11 protein-coding genes are annotated in these 16387 nt (G+C 66.7%); 5 read left to right on the forward strand and 6 right to left on the reverse strand.

Annotated elements, in window-relative coordinates; all coding sequences use genetic code 11:
* Nucleotides 1-53 precede the first annotated feature (53 nt).
* Nucleotides 54-1001: an extracellular catalytic domain type 1 short-chain-length polyhydroxyalkanoate depolymerase gene (locus BUS42_RS16465; RefSeq protein ID WP_074308000.1), complete on the forward strand. Its 948-nt coding sequence runs from the start codon at nt 54-56 to the stop codon at nt 999-1001.
* A 31-nt stretch (nt 1002-1032) separates the two neighbouring features.
* On the opposite strand, the gene BUS42_RS16470 is transcribed toward BUS42_RS16465, so the two are convergent.
* Nucleotides 1033-1878 carry an alpha/beta hydrolase family protein gene (locus BUS42_RS16470; RefSeq protein WP_074308002.1) on the reverse strand — a complete coding sequence of 282 codons (846 nt, stop codon included), beginning with the start codon at nt 1876-1878 and terminating at the stop codon, nt 1033-1035.
* Nucleotides 1879-2257: 379 nt separating this feature from the next.
* Entirely contained in the window at nt 2258-2701 is a 444-nt protein-coding gene (locus BUS42_RS16475; RefSeq protein ID WP_074308003.1) for a hypothetical protein, read from the reverse strand.
* 366 nt (nt 2702-3067) lie between these two features.
* Between BUS42_RS16475 and BUS42_RS16480 the strand changes: the two genes are divergently transcribed.
* Nucleotides 3068-3604 carry a glycine cleavage system transcriptional repressor gene (locus BUS42_RS16480; protein ID WP_074308005.1) on the forward strand — a complete coding sequence of 179 codons (537 nt, stop codon included), beginning with the start codon at nt 3068-3070 and terminating at the stop codon, nt 3602-3604.
* An 88-nt stretch (nt 3605-3692) separates the two neighbouring features.
* Here the strand turns inward: BUS42_RS16480 and BUS42_RS16485 are convergent, their stop codons facing one another.
* Nucleotides 3693-4028 (reverse strand): transporter, encoded by a 336-nt coding sequence (locus tag BUS42_RS16485; protein WP_254053557.1) that lies wholly within the window; start codon nt 4026-4028, stop codon nt 3693-3695.
* 185 nt (nt 4029-4213) lie between these two features.
* Here BUS42_RS16485 and BUS42_RS43655 point away from each other — a divergent pair, with 185 nt between their 5' ends.
* Both BUS42_RS43655 and BUS42_RS16495 read left to right on the forward strand, forming a co-directional pair.
* Entirely contained in the window at nt 4214-5410 is a 1197-nt protein-coding gene (locus BUS42_RS43655; RefSeq protein ID WP_074308007.1) for a hypothetical protein, read from the forward strand.
* On the forward strand, nt 5407-5922 hold the full coding sequence (locus tag BUS42_RS16495) for a hypothetical protein (protein ID WP_159452235.1): 516 nt from the start codon (nt 5407-5409) through the stop codon (nt 5920-5922). The genes BUS42_RS43655 and BUS42_RS16495 overlap by 4 nt, the downstream gene beginning before the upstream one ends.
* 360 nt (nt 5923-6282) lie before the next feature.
* Here the strand turns inward: BUS42_RS16495 and BUS42_RS16500 are convergent, their stop codons facing one another.
* From BUS42_RS16500 to BUS42_RS16510, 3 genes are read right to left on the reverse strand one after another with little or no spacing between them, the layout of a single operon-like run.
* A complete protein-coding gene (locus BUS42_RS16500; RefSeq protein WP_074308010.1) occupies nt 6283-7353 on the reverse strand; it encodes an HlyD family secretion protein in 1071 nt (356 codons plus the stop codon).
* Nucleotides 7350-8087, reverse strand: coding sequence for an ABC transporter ATP-binding protein (locus tag BUS42_RS16505; RefSeq protein WP_074308012.1), 738 nt, complete (start codon nt 8085-8087; stop codon nt 7350-7352). Before BUS42_RS16505 ends, BUS42_RS16500 begins: the two co-directional genes overlap by 4 nt.
* A gap of 9 nt (nt 8088-8096) precedes the next feature.
* Complete coding sequence (locus BUS42_RS16510; RefSeq protein ID WP_074311136.1) at nt 8097-9221, reverse strand: ABC transporter permease; 1125 nt, start codon at nt 9219-9221, stop codon at nt 8097-8099.
* A 487-nt stretch (nt 9222-9708) separates the two neighbouring features.
* Between BUS42_RS16510 and BUS42_RS16515 the strand changes: the two genes are divergently transcribed.
* On the forward strand, nt 9709-16380 hold the full coding sequence (locus BUS42_RS16515; protein ID WP_074308013.1) for a type I polyketide synthase: 6672 nt from the start codon (nt 9709-9711) through the stop codon (nt 16378-16380).
* Nucleotides 16381-16387: the final 7 nt, after the last annotated feature.

A 16387-nucleotide genomic window follows, 5' to 3' on the forward strand; every position in this document is an offset into this window, starting at 1 on the left:
AGAGAAGCAGACTTATCCTTTTCTCTCGAAGAGCCCATGCACGCGGGTTTTCCATGAACTTCAGCGTACTCCTCCTGGTCGCATTGCCCACACTCGCTTTGCCACCGCTCGCGCCTGGCGATCACCTGCGAGCGCTCACGATCGGCGAACAGACGCGGTCTTACCTGGTCCACATTCCCCCCGCGCATGACCCGAAAAAGCTTGCCCCGGTGGTCCTCGCCTTCCACTCGGCGGTGATGAACGGGCCGCTCATGGCCCGGTACTCGGGCCTGAGCGAGAAAGCGGACCAAGCCGGTTTCGTGGCCGTCTATCCGAACGGGACCGGACGCTCCAACCTGCTCTTGTTCTGGGATGCGGGAGGCGTGCGGGCCCAACCTTCGGATGACGTCGGCTTCGTGGCGACGCTGCTCGACGACCTCGCCACGGTGGTCAACGTGGACCCCAATCGGGTCTATGCCACCGGCATGTCGAACGGGGCGATGATGTGTTATCGGCTGGCATCGGAACTCTCCAACCGAATCGCCGCCATCGCCCCGGTGGCGGGCACGATGGCGACCGAGACCTGCCGGCCACTCCGCCCCGTCCCCGTGATGCACTTCCACGGGACGCGCGACCCGCTCGTGCTCTTCGGCGGGCCCGACGACCGCACGCCCAAGGATCTCTTCTTCAAGTCGGTCGACGCCTCGATCCAGGCCTGGGCCCTTGCCAACGGCTGCCCGACCCTCCCGCTGATCGCCAAATTGCCCGACCTGGCCGACGACGGCACCTCCGTTTCCATGACGACCTACGGACCGGGCAAAGAGGGATCGGAGGTCATCCTCTACGTCATCGAGGGGGGCGGCCACACCTGGCCCGGGCGTTCGCCCACCCTGCTCTTGCCCGGGCTCGGCAAGAGCACGAAAGACATCTCGGCCTCCGACCTGATCTGGGATTTCTTCCAGAGACATCCGAAGCGCACGCTCGACGAGTCCCTGCGTCTCGATCCCCCCAGCCAAAAGTAATCGCCGGGGCAACTTCACATAAAATGATTCCTTAGCGAGTCGAGGTGGATCTCGCGACTTGCCACGTCCGGTTGAAGAATTCCACGATCGGACGCGGGTCGGTCAGGCCGTGCGGGTGGTGTCCCAGGCCCGGCTTGATGATCCGTTCCACCGGACCGCCGAGGGCCAGGTAGCGGTCGTAGAGCCGCTCCCCGTTTTCGCGGTGGGGAACGACCGGATCACTGTCGGCGTAGACCAGCAAGATCGGGACCTTGGCCTTAGCGAGCGGGGCCAGACGGTCGACCGGGTTGAGGGTTGAGGCGATCGCCTCGCGGTCGTCCTTGAAGTCATAGGCCCTGAGCAAATTCGCCCACTCGGGAGCCGAGCCGTCGCCTTGGCCGAGGCCTTTCGGCTTACCTCCGGGCCAGCTCTTGAAGTCGCAGACGCCGTTATCGAGGTAGACGAGCAGCGTCTGCTCGGGGTGGGCCACCGCCCAGGCCATGCAGTAGAGAGCGCCTCGGCTCAGGCCGATCAAGGCGGGTTTCGGGTGCAATTGATGGTCGTTCACCAGCACGTCGTAGAACTTTTCCCAATGGGCGACGGCCTTGGGGGCACCGAACAGGTTGGGGACCGCCATGGAGACCAGGTGCCAGCCCTGGTTCAGCAGTTCGATATCGGCATTGGGGAAGGCCCCGAAGAACTCACCGCGCCAGGCCCAAGGGCGGCCGGGCTTCGGCGCTTTCGGTTCCACCACGATGACCTTGGCCCCATCGACCTGGAAGTCGTGACGGACAAAGCCCTCCCATTGGTTCGCCTTACCAGGGAACGGCTTGGGTTCGGCCCCTTGGGCCGTCGCGGCCAATACGACGAGCAGTCCGACGCCAGGTAAGATTTTCATGGTCATGGTCCTTGGACACAACAAGGTGGAAGCCAGAAGGGGCCGCACTCGTCCCCTCGCGACGAAGGCCTGAATCCTAACCGGTCCGGCCGCTCTCGGCCTCTGGGCAAAGAGACAAGGGGCCGACGGACCCAGAATCGGGCTCAAGACAATCCGCGTGCTTCAAGCCGGAAGACTCGGGGGCGAAGCGAGCCGAGGCACACCCAGCGAACGGCCCTCCGCCGACGCCCTCCCCAAAGGCCCGTCTGATTCTGGGCCGAGGGCTGTACGGCCCCGCGCAAGTGAAGTCCTTACAGGTCGCCGGGGAGTGAAATGAAGCGAAGCCAATCCGGCAGGGAGAAACCTCTTGGGGCGCGGCCGGGACAGCCGTACAACATCGTTAGTCGCGATCGTCGTCGGCGAAATCCTCCAGATCGCCTGCGATGAGGCCCCCCAATTCCGCGAACAGTTCGGCCTGGGTCCGAACAATGTCATCGCAGATCCCGTCCCTGATATACCCGATCGGTTCCGGGTCGGCATCATGGCTGATTTGCCAGTCGATGCCGTGGTCACGCGAGAGTTGGCAGAGTACGTCGATCAGGTCCATGATGGTGCCGTCGGGAAGTCCCGACAACTCAGCGTCCGCAACGTCGTCCGGGTGGGGTTCGAAGTTGGGCTTGCTGTCACTCAGCAGGTGCCCGTCCATGTCGACACTGCCGAAGATGGCAGGCTCACAGCTCAGCCAGGTGCGGCCTTCGCTGGCGGCTTCGGCGTCTCGTTCAACAGCCTGAGCCTCGGCCGGGCTCACCGGACGCGTCGAGCGATAGTAGAGCGAGAAACCCATTCGGAGGCTCCTTAATCCCAGGATCAGACCAATTTTTCACGTGTATCATCTGGATTTCAACGTCATCACTTCGGCGGATTTGACCGTATGATACGATGACAAAATCCGCCGTCCTACTCATTTCTCGTTCTACAAATAATCAAAAACATGCCGATTAGTACATTCACTGCTTTCGGTTCCGTCGCGTAAGCTCAAAGGGGAGGGGTGGCGGGAGGGGCTCGGGCGTGGATTCAGGACGCTCGCCGGGGTAAGATGCCAAGGTTGAAAACGGGATCGGGCCTGACGGCGATCGTGCGGTCAGGCTGCTGCGCCGGGTCGTTGAGGTGCAGATCGTTTCGCGGGCCAAACCGGGTGAGGTCGCTCTCTATGCAGCGGAATTACGTCCTGACACTGACCGGACCCGACCGGATCGGGATCGTCCACGAGGTGACCGGGCTGTTGCTCGCCCGCGGCGGCAACGTGACCACCAGCCGGATGGTCCGCCTCGGCGGCGAATTCGCGGTCCTGATGCTCGTCTCCCTCCCGTCGGAGCCCTTCGACGGGCTCGAGGTCGACCTGGCCAGCCTGACGGCCCAGGGCTACAAGATTACGACGACGGTGGCCGAGCACCCACACGCCGAGGTCCCTCCCGGCTGGCTCCCCTATCGGATCGAAGTCCAAGGGGCCGACCACGAGGGGATCATCCATGAGGTCTCCCAATACCTCTCGCAGAACGGCGTCAACATCGAGTCGATCGACTCCGAAACGACCCCGGCGCCCACCACCGGCTCACCGCTGTTCGCCATGACCGCCCACGTCGTCATCCCCCCGAGCCTCTCCGTCCCCGACTGGGAGGCCGGCCTCGAGAAGATCGGCGTTCGTCTGAATGTCGAGATCGACGTGTTCGCAAAAGAAAACACGTGACTCAGCATCACGTGAACGTTTTTTTTCGACAGCGCGGCTCGGATTCCCCAACAGAGGGGGGGGGGAAGTGAGAGAGCGACGATGGGGCTCAGGCGAATCGCATCAGCAGAACGAGCGAGGCAATCGCCATGACGAGCCCCACAATCTCTTGCCCTTTGAGCGGTTCCCGGAAGACGAGACTGCCGAGCGCGGTGAGCAGGAGGATCATCGAGACGGAATAGACGACGCCGATGGTCGCCAGCTTCAGGTGCCGCATGACGTACACCCAGCCGAAGGCCGTGGAGGCGTAGACGGCGAAGCCCACGTAAAACCAACCGGAGCGCAACGGTTGCTTCTGGTCGCTGGCGAGTTTGAGCAGGTAGTCGCCAAGCACCCCGACAACGCTAAACCCAATTGTGATCACGACGGGCAGATAGTGTTTCAAGGCAAACTCCACGATGGGAGCCGACATGCCGAGAGCGGCGCATGCCCCTCTTCGACTCGATCCTACTCAGACGCATAAAAAAACAATGGTCCGGCAAGCAGCTAGAAACCCGTGGATTCTTGATGTAACGTGAGAGTTGGGACTCGGATGTCGATGGCTGGTTTCTAGTTACGGAGCTCGGCACGATGTCTTACCATTGGCCTGCGGACACGGATTTCGCCTTCTGGGAGCTCGATGTCCTGGACCGGAACTGTCCGGTTTGCGGACGGATGATGCACATCTGCGATCATCGCTATCGCCGTTTCCATACCTTGGACGGCCCAGTGCAACTCATCTGCAGGCTCAATCACTGTCCCGATCGTGCTTGTCCAGGACACGCCAAAACCAAGAGTCCCGAACTTGAACTCACCCTCGCTCTGCCTCTGATGGCCATCGGTTGGGACGTCCTCTGCTGGATCGGTCATCGACGCTGTTCACACCACATGCCGATTTCCTCGATCCAAGCCGAACTCCGGGACGACTACGGGATCAAGCTCTCCGACGATGCAATCGACCAGTACATCCACCGGTATCAGGTCATGCTTGCCGCGCGTCAGCAAGATGCTGGGGCACTTCACCTCCAATACGAAGCGGTGCCGGAACTGATTCTCAGCATCGACGGCCTCCAGCCCGAGAAGGGGCACGAGACCCTCTATGTTGTGCGCGAGTTGACCCAGAAACGCGTGTGGTTCGCCGAGCCGTTGCTCTCGGGAGCCGAGCCCGAGGTCCGTCGTCTGATCACCAAGGCCAAGGAGTGGGCCGAATCCTTGAGCACGCCCGTGGCGCTTTGGATGTCGGACAAGCAGGATGCGTTCGTCAAGGGGATCGCGGCGGAATTCCCCGGCGTGCCCCACCGCTACTGCGACAACCACTTCCTCCGCGACGTGGCCAAGCCCGTCCTGGAAGCCGACAGCCATACCAAGGTTCAGATGCGGAAGAAGGTGCGTGGCCTGCGGAAGATTGAGCAGGCCGTGCTCCAACGGTCCAAGGCCGAGACCAAGGCCGAGACCGAGACCGAGACCAAGGCCGAGACCGAGGCTCCGCATGCCACCAACAACAGCATGGCGTCCACGACGGCGGCGAACCTTGCTCCCGCCGTGGTCGATTCGGCCGGCTCCGTGGTGCTCAACTATTGCGCGGCGGTGCGTGGGATTCTCAATGACGATCAAGGGGGACCACAGCACCCGCCCGGCTTGCGGATGGCCGAGGCATTGGGCGAGGTCCAGGCGTCGATCCAACGAAACTTGGACGCGAAAAAAGGGGGTTCGCAGAGGAACAACTTGGGCGATTGTCGGGATGCATCCAGGCGGGCCTGGACGAAGTCAAAGAGCAGCAAGCGGTGATTCGAGAATACGTAGAAGTGATTAATGAGGTGGCTGCGACGCTGGAGCCGGGGACTGAGGATGTCACGGATCGGGAGGAGAAGTTCGAGGCCCTGATCGATCGATTCGAGGCGACCGAGGATCCGATCCGCCATGGCATGGCGACGGTGATGCTCAGCTTCTTGGCCGGCCTGTTCGTCGGCGAGGCGGAGTATGAAGCGATTCGGGATAATCTCGATTTGGAGCGTTGGTTTCGCTTGCTCAAAGGTCACGAGCGGCGGATTCACGGCCATCGCCACGCGGGGATTCGGCTGGTTCTGGAGGGACCGACGTTGGTGCATGCGTTGGACGCTCACGCGGCGCATCCCGATCCGTTCAGCTCGGACGACCTGCTGCCCTATCGGGACGCCCGGGAGCCGCGGTGCCAAACCGAGGCGTGGAACCGGCGCACGATCATGAGGAAGGCACGCTCCCAGAAGCAACGGCCGTTACTCCTGGCCGAGTTGGAGCGATATTATCAGGAAATACCGTAATTTTAGCTATTTCGCGGACCGTTGTAAAAAAAGGAGCCGAAGCCCCTTGAAAATTCTTGTTGAATTACAAAAAAGCCACCTCAGGGACTCGAACCCTGGACTTCAGCTTTACGAAATCGGCGGGTTGTAGGTTCGAGTCCTACGGGGGGCACTTTCGTTCCACCAAGGCCCGCCTCTTCTTCAGCCGGGACTTTTTCGTGGATTTTCCCTGGCCGCAAACGTCGCGGCGGTTTTCGTTCGCCTGGCCCATCATTCGAGCGAGCCCAGGTCCGTCGCCACGATCCGAGACGGCCTGCACGTTGGCGGAGGCTGACCTCGACGGGTTGGCGCCAGACGCATTGACATTGATTCCGGGCCCGCTCAGGGCGGCACGGTTCCGATGGTCACTCGGACCGCCTGGCCGAGTCGCAGGCGCGGCGGCCCCGGCTCCAGGACGATGACGCATTCCAGGGTGCGGACGTCGCTCATCTGGGACGGATCGTGGAGCACCGGACGGCGCTGGCTGTACCACAACGCGACTTGCGCCACATGGCCACGGTATGAGACGGCGGGGTCGGCCTCATCCTGAACCAGGACGGCCTTCCCTTCCTGCACGCGAGGGGCGAACTCCTGCTCCACGGTGGTGCGAATCACTTGCGGACCGTCGGCGGCGAAAAGCAACGCGGGCTGGCCGCGTTCGGCCCCCAGCACGTCGCCCGGGCCAACGAGAATTCGCAGCACGGTGCCAGGCTGAGAGGCTCTCACAGAGCACTCCTCCAGGGCCAGCCGGGCTTGCTCATGTCGCGCCTCGGCCACGGCCAGGTCGTACTCCGCGTGCCGGATCTCGGCGTCGACATCCCGGGCCTTCAGTTCCGCCAGGCGCAGCGTTTCCGACCGTGCCAGGGCCTCCAGTTCGCGGATGTGAACCTCACTCGCGGCCACATCGATCGCATGGATCACCGGGATCTGCCCCACCTTCTGTCTCTGGGCCAGGACCTGACGGGCCGCAGCCAGCCGGGCGCCCGCCGCGTCAACGAGGGACTGCTGTTGGGCAACCCGATCGCGCTTTTGCTCAGGCCCTTTCCGCGCCTGGTCGAGTTGAAGCCGACTCAACTTCAAGGCCGCCTCCGCTTCGAGCAGCCGGCTCCGGGCCGCCCGATCCTCCAGGCGGAGCAGCTCCGTTCCGGCCGGCACCGCCTGGTTCTCGCGGACCAGAATCTCGGCGACCCGGCCCGGCTGGAGCGGCAGTAGCGACGTCACGCCGTGCTCCAGGTCCACGGAGCCGAAACAAACGACCGCTTCCGTCGCGGAGGTGGAGTCGGCCGGAGCAACAGCAAGGGCCGGGGCCGGACGTCGTCCGAGGAGATTCCCGGCCATCAGGGCGATGCCCACGGTGACGAGCACGACGAGCCAAAGCGGACCGCGAGCGAGAGCGAGGGAGAAGCATCTCACGAGGGGACCTCGCCAGGGGTCGGTGCCTGTGTTGCTGTGGGTGGGATCTCGTCGGTCAGGCGCCCGTCGGCGAGGTGCAAGACACGGTCGGCGTAAGGCACCAGGCGGGGGTCGTGGCCAACCACGAATAAGGCAGCGCCGCGCTCTCGAGCGGCCGACTGCAAGAGCTCGATGACCAGTTCGCCGTGGACCCAGTCGAGCGAGCCCGTCGGCTCGTCGGCGAAGCAGAACCGAGGGCTTTTGAGCAAGGCGCGTCCGACGGCCACGCGCTGCTTCTCACCGCCGGAGAGCCGATCGGCGCGGAGGTGGGCTCGCCGACTCAGTCCGAGTCGTTCGAGGATCTCCCCCACCCGGCGCCGGGCGTCACGACGGGACGCCCCCTCGCCCCAACGGACGACCATCTCCAACTGCTCGCCGGCCGTCAGCGACGGGAACAGGTTGAAGCCTTGAAAGACGAAGCCAAAATGGCGCAGCCGGAACCGCTCGCGGTCCGTTTCGCGCATCCGCCAGAGGTCCTCGCCCAGGATCCGCACTTGCCCCTGGTCGGGCCGCAACAGACCCGAGAGCACCGCCAGCAACGTGGACTTGCCGCTGCCGGAGGGCCCCATGATCAAGAGCACCTGACCCTCGTCCAGTTCGAGGGAGACGTCGCAGAGCACGTGCACGACTTCATCGCCCGAGCCGAACGAGCGGTGTAGGTTCTGGGCGACCAGGGCCGGCGCGTCGCGGGACATGAATCAACCTCAGCGTAACAGGGTGATCGGCTCGACCAGGCGCAGCGAGCGTAGGGCCGCCAGGCCGGAGAGGAGGGCCATGGCCAGAGTCAAGCCCGTGCCCAGGCCGAGCAGCCAGAGAGGGAGGAGCACGACGGCCCCCCTTCGCTCACCACTGGCCGCCAGCGCGTAGATCATCGGCAAGGCCAGGCCGATCCCTCCCAGGCCCACCCAGAGCGACTGCGCCATGACCAGGCCCGCCATCTTGAGCCGGGGGATGCCCAGGGCGTGCAGGACGGCATACTCGCGCAGCGACGCCGCCGTGGCGGCGTACAAGGTCTGGCTCGTGATCGCCAGGCCCACGAGCAGGCTCAAAAGAGCGGTAAAGCCCATGCCGATCCCAGCCTTGGTGCTGGTGGCCCAGTACTGGCGCGTCCGATCCGAGAACTCCTCACGGGTGAAGGCGGAAAGGTCCGATCGCTGGCCCAGTCGGCGGGCCACGGCACCGGCGTCTTGAGGGTCACGGCAGCGGGCCAGCAGGTACATCGTATGCCGGGGATAGTCGCGGAACAACGGCTGGAGGAGGTAGGCCGTCCGCAACGAGCAGAAGACAAAGGGCGGCCCGACGCTCTTGAGCCCGCGCACCAGGCCGACGACTCGGACCCGGCTCCCCGCCACCTCGGCCGTTCCCCCCACGCCCCGCACGCCCAGCCGCTCCCGTTCTGACTCGTCGATCACGACGGCTCCCGGCTCCGTCAGCAACATGCGCATCCGGGGTGTCAGATCGCTCACCGCACCGAGTGCGCCATCGTGCAGCCGCGACCCGATGACACAGCAGACCTCCGACCCGCCCCGGGGCTTCCGCCAGTAGCTGAACCCGTACAGGTAGGGTTCGGTCTCCGTCACCTCGCTCATGCTGGCCAGTCGCGCCCGCCAGGACTCGGGAATGGGGTAGCCGAGTTCCAGGCTGAGCACTCCGCGCGAGGCGGCCCAAACCTCGGCGCGGCTGTGGTCGATCGGTAAGGTCAGCACCGCCAAGGCGCCGAGCAGCAGGCCCACCTGGACGGTGATCAGCAGGTCGCTGAAAGCAACCGCCAGGATCGCCGGCAAAAACCGCCGGCGCTCGCGCCAGAGGATGATCAGCGAATAAGGCATGGGCCGCGACCGTTCGATCCCGCAATCGATCCCTGAGAGCAAGCCCGATCATCGCAATTCTACCAAGAGACGGGACGGGGCATCCCCTCCATGGAAAGCAAAGGGACGAAACTCCACAGACGCGACGGTGATCTGGCGGGGATTCGCCTCACCATCGGATCAGCGGGAACTCATTGCTCGAAGGGTTTGACGGCGCTATGATGACAGAAGGTGGAAGATCGGGCGCCGTCGCAATCGCACCGAGCGCCGGCCCGAAGTCCAGGACCGACGGAAGGGCGACACCGTAACCCCCTGTTCACCCTTTCGGGATTTGCCAGAAGGCGGCAACTCCATGCTTGCAGACCAAAATATCTTTGACCGCATCTGCGAGCCCCGGTTCCTCCCTCTCACGCGGAACCATTCCACCTCGATCTGCGGGACGAAACAAACGGATCGTCCCAGGCCGCGCGAATCGCGATTCAAGGGCTCGGATAGAGCAGGTTGAGTCATGGCAAACCGTCGCCTCAACGGCCCGGTTCGTCCCCGAACTGGATCCGGGTCCGGGACTCGTGAACCGATCGCCATTGTCGGCATCGGCTGCCGCTTCCCCGGTCGAGCGAACGATCCCGAGGCGTTCTGGAACCTCCTCGAGAGCGGTACGGACGCCATCACGGAAGTCCCCGCCGAGCGCTGGAACCGGCAAGCGTTCTACGACGCCGACCCGTCCCGGCCGGGAAAGACCTACTCCCGCTGGGGGGGCTTCGTCGAGGGGATTGACCGCTTCGATCCGCACGCCTTCGGCATCTCGCCGCGCGAGGCGGCGCGGATGGACCCTCAGCAGCGGTTGCTGCTCGAAGTGGCCTGGGAGAGCCTGGAGGATGGGGGATTGGCCCTCGAGCGGCTCTCGGCGAGCAACACGGCGGTCTTCGTCGGCATCTCCAGCTTCGACTATTCGGTGCTGGAGACCAGCTTCCGCGACCGGAGCGGCATCGACGTCTACTCCAATACGGGGGGCTCGCTCAGCATCGCGGCGAACCGCCTCTCCTATTGCTTCAACCTGCGAGGGCCGAGCCTGGCGGTGGACACCGCGTGCTCGTCGGCGCTGGTGGCGGTGCATCTGGCCTGCGAGAGCCTCTGGCGCGACGGCTGCACCCTCGCCCTGGCGGGCGGGGTCAACGCCCTCCTCTTGCCCGACTGGTACGTCGGCTTCTGTCGCATGGGGATGTTGTCCCCAGAAGGACGTTGCCGGGCGTTTGACGCGGGCGCCAGCGGCTTCGTGCGGAGCGAGGGGGCCGGCGTCGTCGTGCTGAAACCGCTGGCGCAGGCCCTCGCTGATGGCGACCGGGTGTACGCGGTGATCCGGGGCGCCGCGGTCAATCAGGATGGCCGCACACCGGGGATGACGGTGCCCAATGAGGATGCACAGACCGCCTTGATTCTTGAGGCGTGCCGCAGGGCCGGCGTCACGCCAGGCCAGGTCCAGTATGTCGAGGCCCACGGCACCGGGACACCGGTGGGCGACCCCATCGAAGCCCGCGCCCTGGGCCGGGCGCTGGCCAACGGGCGGGGGGAAGGGCGGCCCTGTCTGGTCGGCTCCGTGAAGACGAACATCGGACACCTGGAGGCCGGGGCCGGCATCGCCGGGTTGATCAAGGTGGCCCTCGCGCTCCACCACCGCCGGATCCCCGGCAACCTGCACTTCGACCGGCCCAACCCCGACATCGACTTCAACGGCCTCCGGCTGCGGGTGCCCACCCGGAGCGAACCCTGGCCCGCAGGCCCAGGGGCGGCCACGGCGGGGATCAACGCCTTCGGATTTGGCGGCACGAACGCCCACGTCGTGCTCCAGGAGGCCCCGGTCCCGATCCCGAGGGCGAAAAAGGCCCGGGAGCCTGAACCTGACGAGGCAACTCCGCGCGCCTGCCTGGTTCCTCTGTCGGCCCGAGGTCCCGAGGCCCTGCGCGCGGCGGCGAAGGAACTGGCGGAGTTTGTGACGCCACGCGCCACCGCCGTCTCCCTGGAGGAGATCGCCGCGAATGCAGCCTTGCGCCGGACGCACCACGAGGACCGCGCGGCGGTCGTCGCGAACACCGTGGAGGAACTGGCGGAGAGCCTCACTGAGTTCGCCTCCGGCCCGATGGCCAAGGGGGTCCTCGAAGGGCGGGCGACGGGGGGCCGGCCGCCCCGAATCGCCTTCGTGTGCTCGGGACAGGGGCCGCAATGGTGGGGCATGGGACGGGAGTTGCTGCGCACCGAACCGGTGTTTCGCGAGGCGGTCGCGCGCTGTGACGCTCTCATGCGACCGCTCGGCTCGTGGACGCTGCTTGACGAGTTGACGGCCGACGAGTCCGCCTCGCGGATGGACGTCACCGCCATTGCGCAGCCCTGTCTCTTCGCGATCCAGGTGGGCCTGGCGGCGCTCTGGGACTCCTGGGGCGTGCGACCCGAGGCCCTGGTCGGGCACAGTGTCGGCGAGGTAGCGGCGGCGTACCTGGCCGGCGTGTTCAGCCTGGAAGACGCGGCGCGGATCATCTACCACCGAGGCCGATGCATGGAGCAGGCGCCCGCGCGCGGCCGGATGCTCGCCACGGCCCTCACTCCCGACGAGGCGCGCCGCTTGATCGCCGAGTACGGCGACCGCGTCGCCCTGGCCGCCATGAACAGCCCGGCATCGGTCACCCTCTCGGGCGAGGCCGGGCCGCTGGAAGAATGTGCGGAACGCCTCAACGCGAAGGGGGTGTTCCACCGCTTCCTGAAGGTCCAATACGCCTTCCACTGCGCCCAGATGGACCCGATCCGCGCCGAGTTGCTCGCCGCGCTCGAGGGCATCCGGCCGAAGAAGGGGGACTTGCCGCTGTTCTCCACCGTCCACGGCCGACGCGTCGAGGGGCCGGAGCTCGGCCCCGATTACTGGTGGCAGAACGTCCGCCAGACCGTCCGCTTCGCCGACGGCGTGAACGGACTCATCGAACGGGAGACCGACCTCGTGGTCGAGTTGAGCCCGCACCCGGTGCTGGCCTCCTCGGTGACGGAATGCTTTGCCCACCAGGGACGGAAGACAACCGTCCTCCCCTCGCTGCGCCGCGAGGCGGGCGAGCGGGCGACGTTGCTGCGTTCGCTCGGTGCGCTGCACGTGCAAGGGGTTCCGGTCGACTGGCCGGGGGTGTTCCCGAACCCGCCACGGTTCGTGAGACTGCCCCTCTATCCCTGGCAGCGCGAGCGTTGCTGGTACGAGTCGGTGGAGTCGCGGGCCTCCCGGCTCACGCCGCCGGCGCACCCGCTGCTCGCGGTCGGCCGGGAAGGGCCACGGCCGGAGTGGGAGGCTCGGTTGGACCTGCGTCTCATGCCGTACCTCGCCGACCACCGGGTGCGACACGCCGTCATCGTGCCGGCCACGGTCTACCTGGAGCTGGCCTTCGGGGCCGCCCGAGCGATGTGGGGCGCCGAGGGCTGCGAGTTGCGGAACGTCACGCTCGCCAACCCCTGTTTCCTCGCGCCCGACGAGCCGCTCTGGATCCAGAGCGCGTTCGACACCGCGACCTCGACCCTCGACGCCGCCACACGGCCGGCCCAGTCTCAGGACGCCCGGGAATGGACGACCCATCTGACCACCATCGTGCGCCCCCGTCCGTCCGAGCCGGAGGATCAGCCGTTGGACCTCGATGCGCTCCGACGCCGCTGCCCGCGCACGTACTCGCATGATCAATGCTACGACTACCTGCGGTTGATCGGCCTGGACTACGGCCCTCTGTTCCAGGGCATCGAGCAGGTGTCTCAAGGCGATCGCGAAGCCCTGGGGGCGGTGCGGCTCCCCAAGGCGCTCGAACCCGAGGAAGCAACGCACCTGGTCCATCCCGCCCTGCTCGACGCCTGCCTTCAGGTCGTCATCCCGGCCGACGGCGACTTCAACCAGCGGGACGGCGGCCTCTACTTGCCCTCGTCCATCCAGCAGGTCCAACTCTTCCGCCGGCCGGGCCGACAGGTCTGGGCGCACGCCCGGCTGCTGAAGAAAACCCCGCGCCGGTCCCTCGCCGAGGTCGACATCTACGACGAGGCCGGACGGCTGGCGGTCCGCGTGCGGGGCCTGGAGAGCCGGCGCGTCATGCGGGGTCGACAGGACTCGCTCGACGACATGCTGTTCGCCTACCAGTGGCAGCCCCAACCTCTGCCCCTGCCCCTGGCCAGCCCCCCCGCGGCGCCCGGTTCCTGGCTGATCTTCGCCGACCAGGGGGGCCTCGGCGCGCGGCTCGCCGAACGGCTGCGAGCGCGCGGCGACGGGTGCGTGCTCACCACCGTGGGCCCTGGATTTGCCGGGGAGGGCACGCACTACCGGGTCAATCCCGCGCAACCCGACGACCTCCGCCGGCTGGTTCAGGTCGTCCAAGCCCCCGGCCGGCTCCCTTGCCGAGGCGTCGTCCATCTGTGGAACCTCGACGCACCGCCAGCGGCCGGACTCACCGCGCCCCGGCTCGCCGACGCGCAGACGGCGGGCGTCCTCAGCCTCGTCCATCTCGTGCAGACGTGGGATCAAGTCGCGTCGGCCCCGTCGACCCCGCTCGTCCTCGTAACCCGCGGCGCGCAGTCGGTCGGCGACCGGCCCGAGGCGGTCGCCGTGGCTCAGTGCCCGGTCCTCGGGCTGGGACGGGTGATCGCGGCCGAATATCCCCGACTCGCCTGCAAACTCGTCGACCTCGACCCCAACGCCCGAGACGAAGACGAAGCGGAGCCCACAACCCCTTCCAACACCACACGTGCTCAACAACCCACTTCTGACATCTTCCTCTTCGATGAGGTCCAGGCCGACGACGGCGAAGACGAGGTGGCCTGGCGCCAGTCGACCCGCTACGCCCACCGTTTTCAGCCCGCCCCCGGCGCCGTGACCGGCCCTCGCGTCGGTGTCCCGTATCGCCTGGCGATCCCTCGGCCCGGGACGCTCGACGGCCTGAAGGCCCAGGTGTTGCGTCGTCAGCCGCCCGGACAAGGCGAGGTGGAGATCGAAGTCGAGGCCGCCGGCCTCAATTTCAGCGATGTGATGAAGACACTGGGCCTCTACCCCGGCCTGCCCGAAGGCCCCGTGCCGCTCGGCGCCGAGTGCGCCGGGCGGATCTCGGCCGTCGGCGACGGCGTCACCACGCTCCGGGTCGGCGACGAGGTGGTCGCGGTCACGGGCTTCGCCTTCGCCAGCCACGTCCTCGCGCGGGCCGAACTCGTCGTCCCCAAGCCCCCCGGCCTCGGCTTCGAGGAGGCCGCGACGCTCCCGATCGCGTTCCTCACGGCCGTCTACGCCCTGGAGCACCTGGCCCGGCTCAGCCCGGGGGAAACCGTCTTGATCCACGCCGCATCCGGCGGCGTGGGCCACGCCGCCATCCAGGTCGCACGACACGCCGGGGCCGAGATCTTCGCCACCGCCGGGAGCCCGGAGAAACGCGACTACCTGCGATCCCTCGGCATCGAGACCGTCATGGATTCCCGGTCGCTCGACTTCGCCGACGAGGTGCGACGGCGGACGGGCGGAAAGGGGGTCGACGTCATCCTCAACTCGCTCCCGGGTGACGCCATCGGCAGCGGCCTCGACGCCCTCGCCGACTTCGGCCGCTTCCTCGAGATCGGCAAACGCGACATCTACCAGAACGCGCGGCTCGATCTCCAGCCGTTCCGCAACAACCTGTCCTTCTTCGCCATCGACCTCGACCACATCCTGCGCGAGCGGCCGGCCTTGCTCGGCGGTCTGCTCCAGGCCGTCGTCCAGCGCGTCCTCGACGGCATTCTCACCCCCCTGCCCTACCGGGCCTGGCCCCTGGACCAGGCGGTCGACGCTTTCCGCGTCATGCAGCACGGCAAGCATATCGGCAAGCTCGTGCTGTCGGCCCGAGGCCAGAGCGTCGCGGCCGTCCCCGCCGAGGACGAGCCGCTGACCTTCCGGGCCGACGGCACGTACCTGATCGCGGGGGGCCTGGGCGGTTTCGGGCTGGAAGTGGCCCGGTGGATGGCCGGCCGGGGGGCGGGGCATCTCGTCTTGCTGGGTCGTCGAGGCGTGGCGACCGAAGACGCCCGCCAGGCGATCGCCGCGATCGAGCGGCTCGGCGCCCGCGTCGTCGTCCGCGCGGCGGACGTGGCGCAGGCCGAGGACGTGGCGCGGGTCCTGGCCGAGATCGACCGCGACCTCCCCCCGCTCCGAGGCGTCATCCACGCGGCGATGGTCCTCAAAGACGCCCTGCTCCTCAACCTCGACCGCGACCTGCTGGAACGGGTGCTGGCCCCCAAGGTCAGCGGTGCGTGGAACCTGCACGCCCAGACGGCGGACCGCCCCCTCGACCTCTTCGTCTTGTTCTCCTCGCTGTCGAGCGTCTTCGGACACGCCGGCCAGGGCAACTACGCTGCGGCCAACGCCTTCCTCGACTCGCTCGCCTGGCACCGACGCGCCCGGGGTCTGCCCGCCTTGACGATCAACTGGGGCTACCTCGGCGAGGTCGGCTATCTCGCCCGTCGCGGTGAGCTGGGCGAGCGGCTCGAACGGCAAGGGGTCCTGAGCTTCACCGTCCAGCAGGCCCTCGCGCTCCTGGAGAAAGCCATCCAACGGGAGCACGTCCAGGTGAGCGTGCTGCGACTGGAGTGGTCACGCTGGCATGGCCTGGGAGTCACCAACCGGGTGTCACCGCGATTCGCTCACCTCTGTCGCCGCGACGACGGCGACGCGCTCCCCACCACCGGCGCCTTGCCCGGCCTCGACGCCGTCCGGGCCGCCCCGCCGGGCGAACGGGGTGACCTCGTCCGCGCGTTGCTGCGTCACAAGGTCGCGCTCGTCCTCGGCACCAAGCCCGACCGGCTCGACGACGCACGCCCCCTGATCCAGCTCGGCATCGACTCGCTGATGGCCGTCGAGCTGCGCAACTGGATCGAGGGCGAGCTCCGTGTGAACCTGCCGATCGCGGAGCTACTGCGCAGCCCCAGCGTCTCGGGCCTCTCGACCCTCCTGGCCGAGCGGCTCAGCGCGTGGGATGGCACGCCCTCTCCTGCCCCTGCTCGCAACGGCGAAGTGATGGCGGGGACCACCACCAATGGCCGCGTCTCCATCCCCTCCGAGGACATCGTCTCTCAGGTCGAGGATCTGTCCAGCGAGCAGGTCGACGCCCTGCTCACCACCTTGTTGAAAGGCCGGGGCAACAACGCCCGCCGATAACAGGACA

The sequence above is a fragment of the Singulisphaera sp. GP187 genome, assembly GCF_900129635.1.
Classification (GTDB): domain Bacteria; phylum Planctomycetota; class Planctomycetia; order Isosphaerales; family Isosphaeraceae; genus Singulisphaera.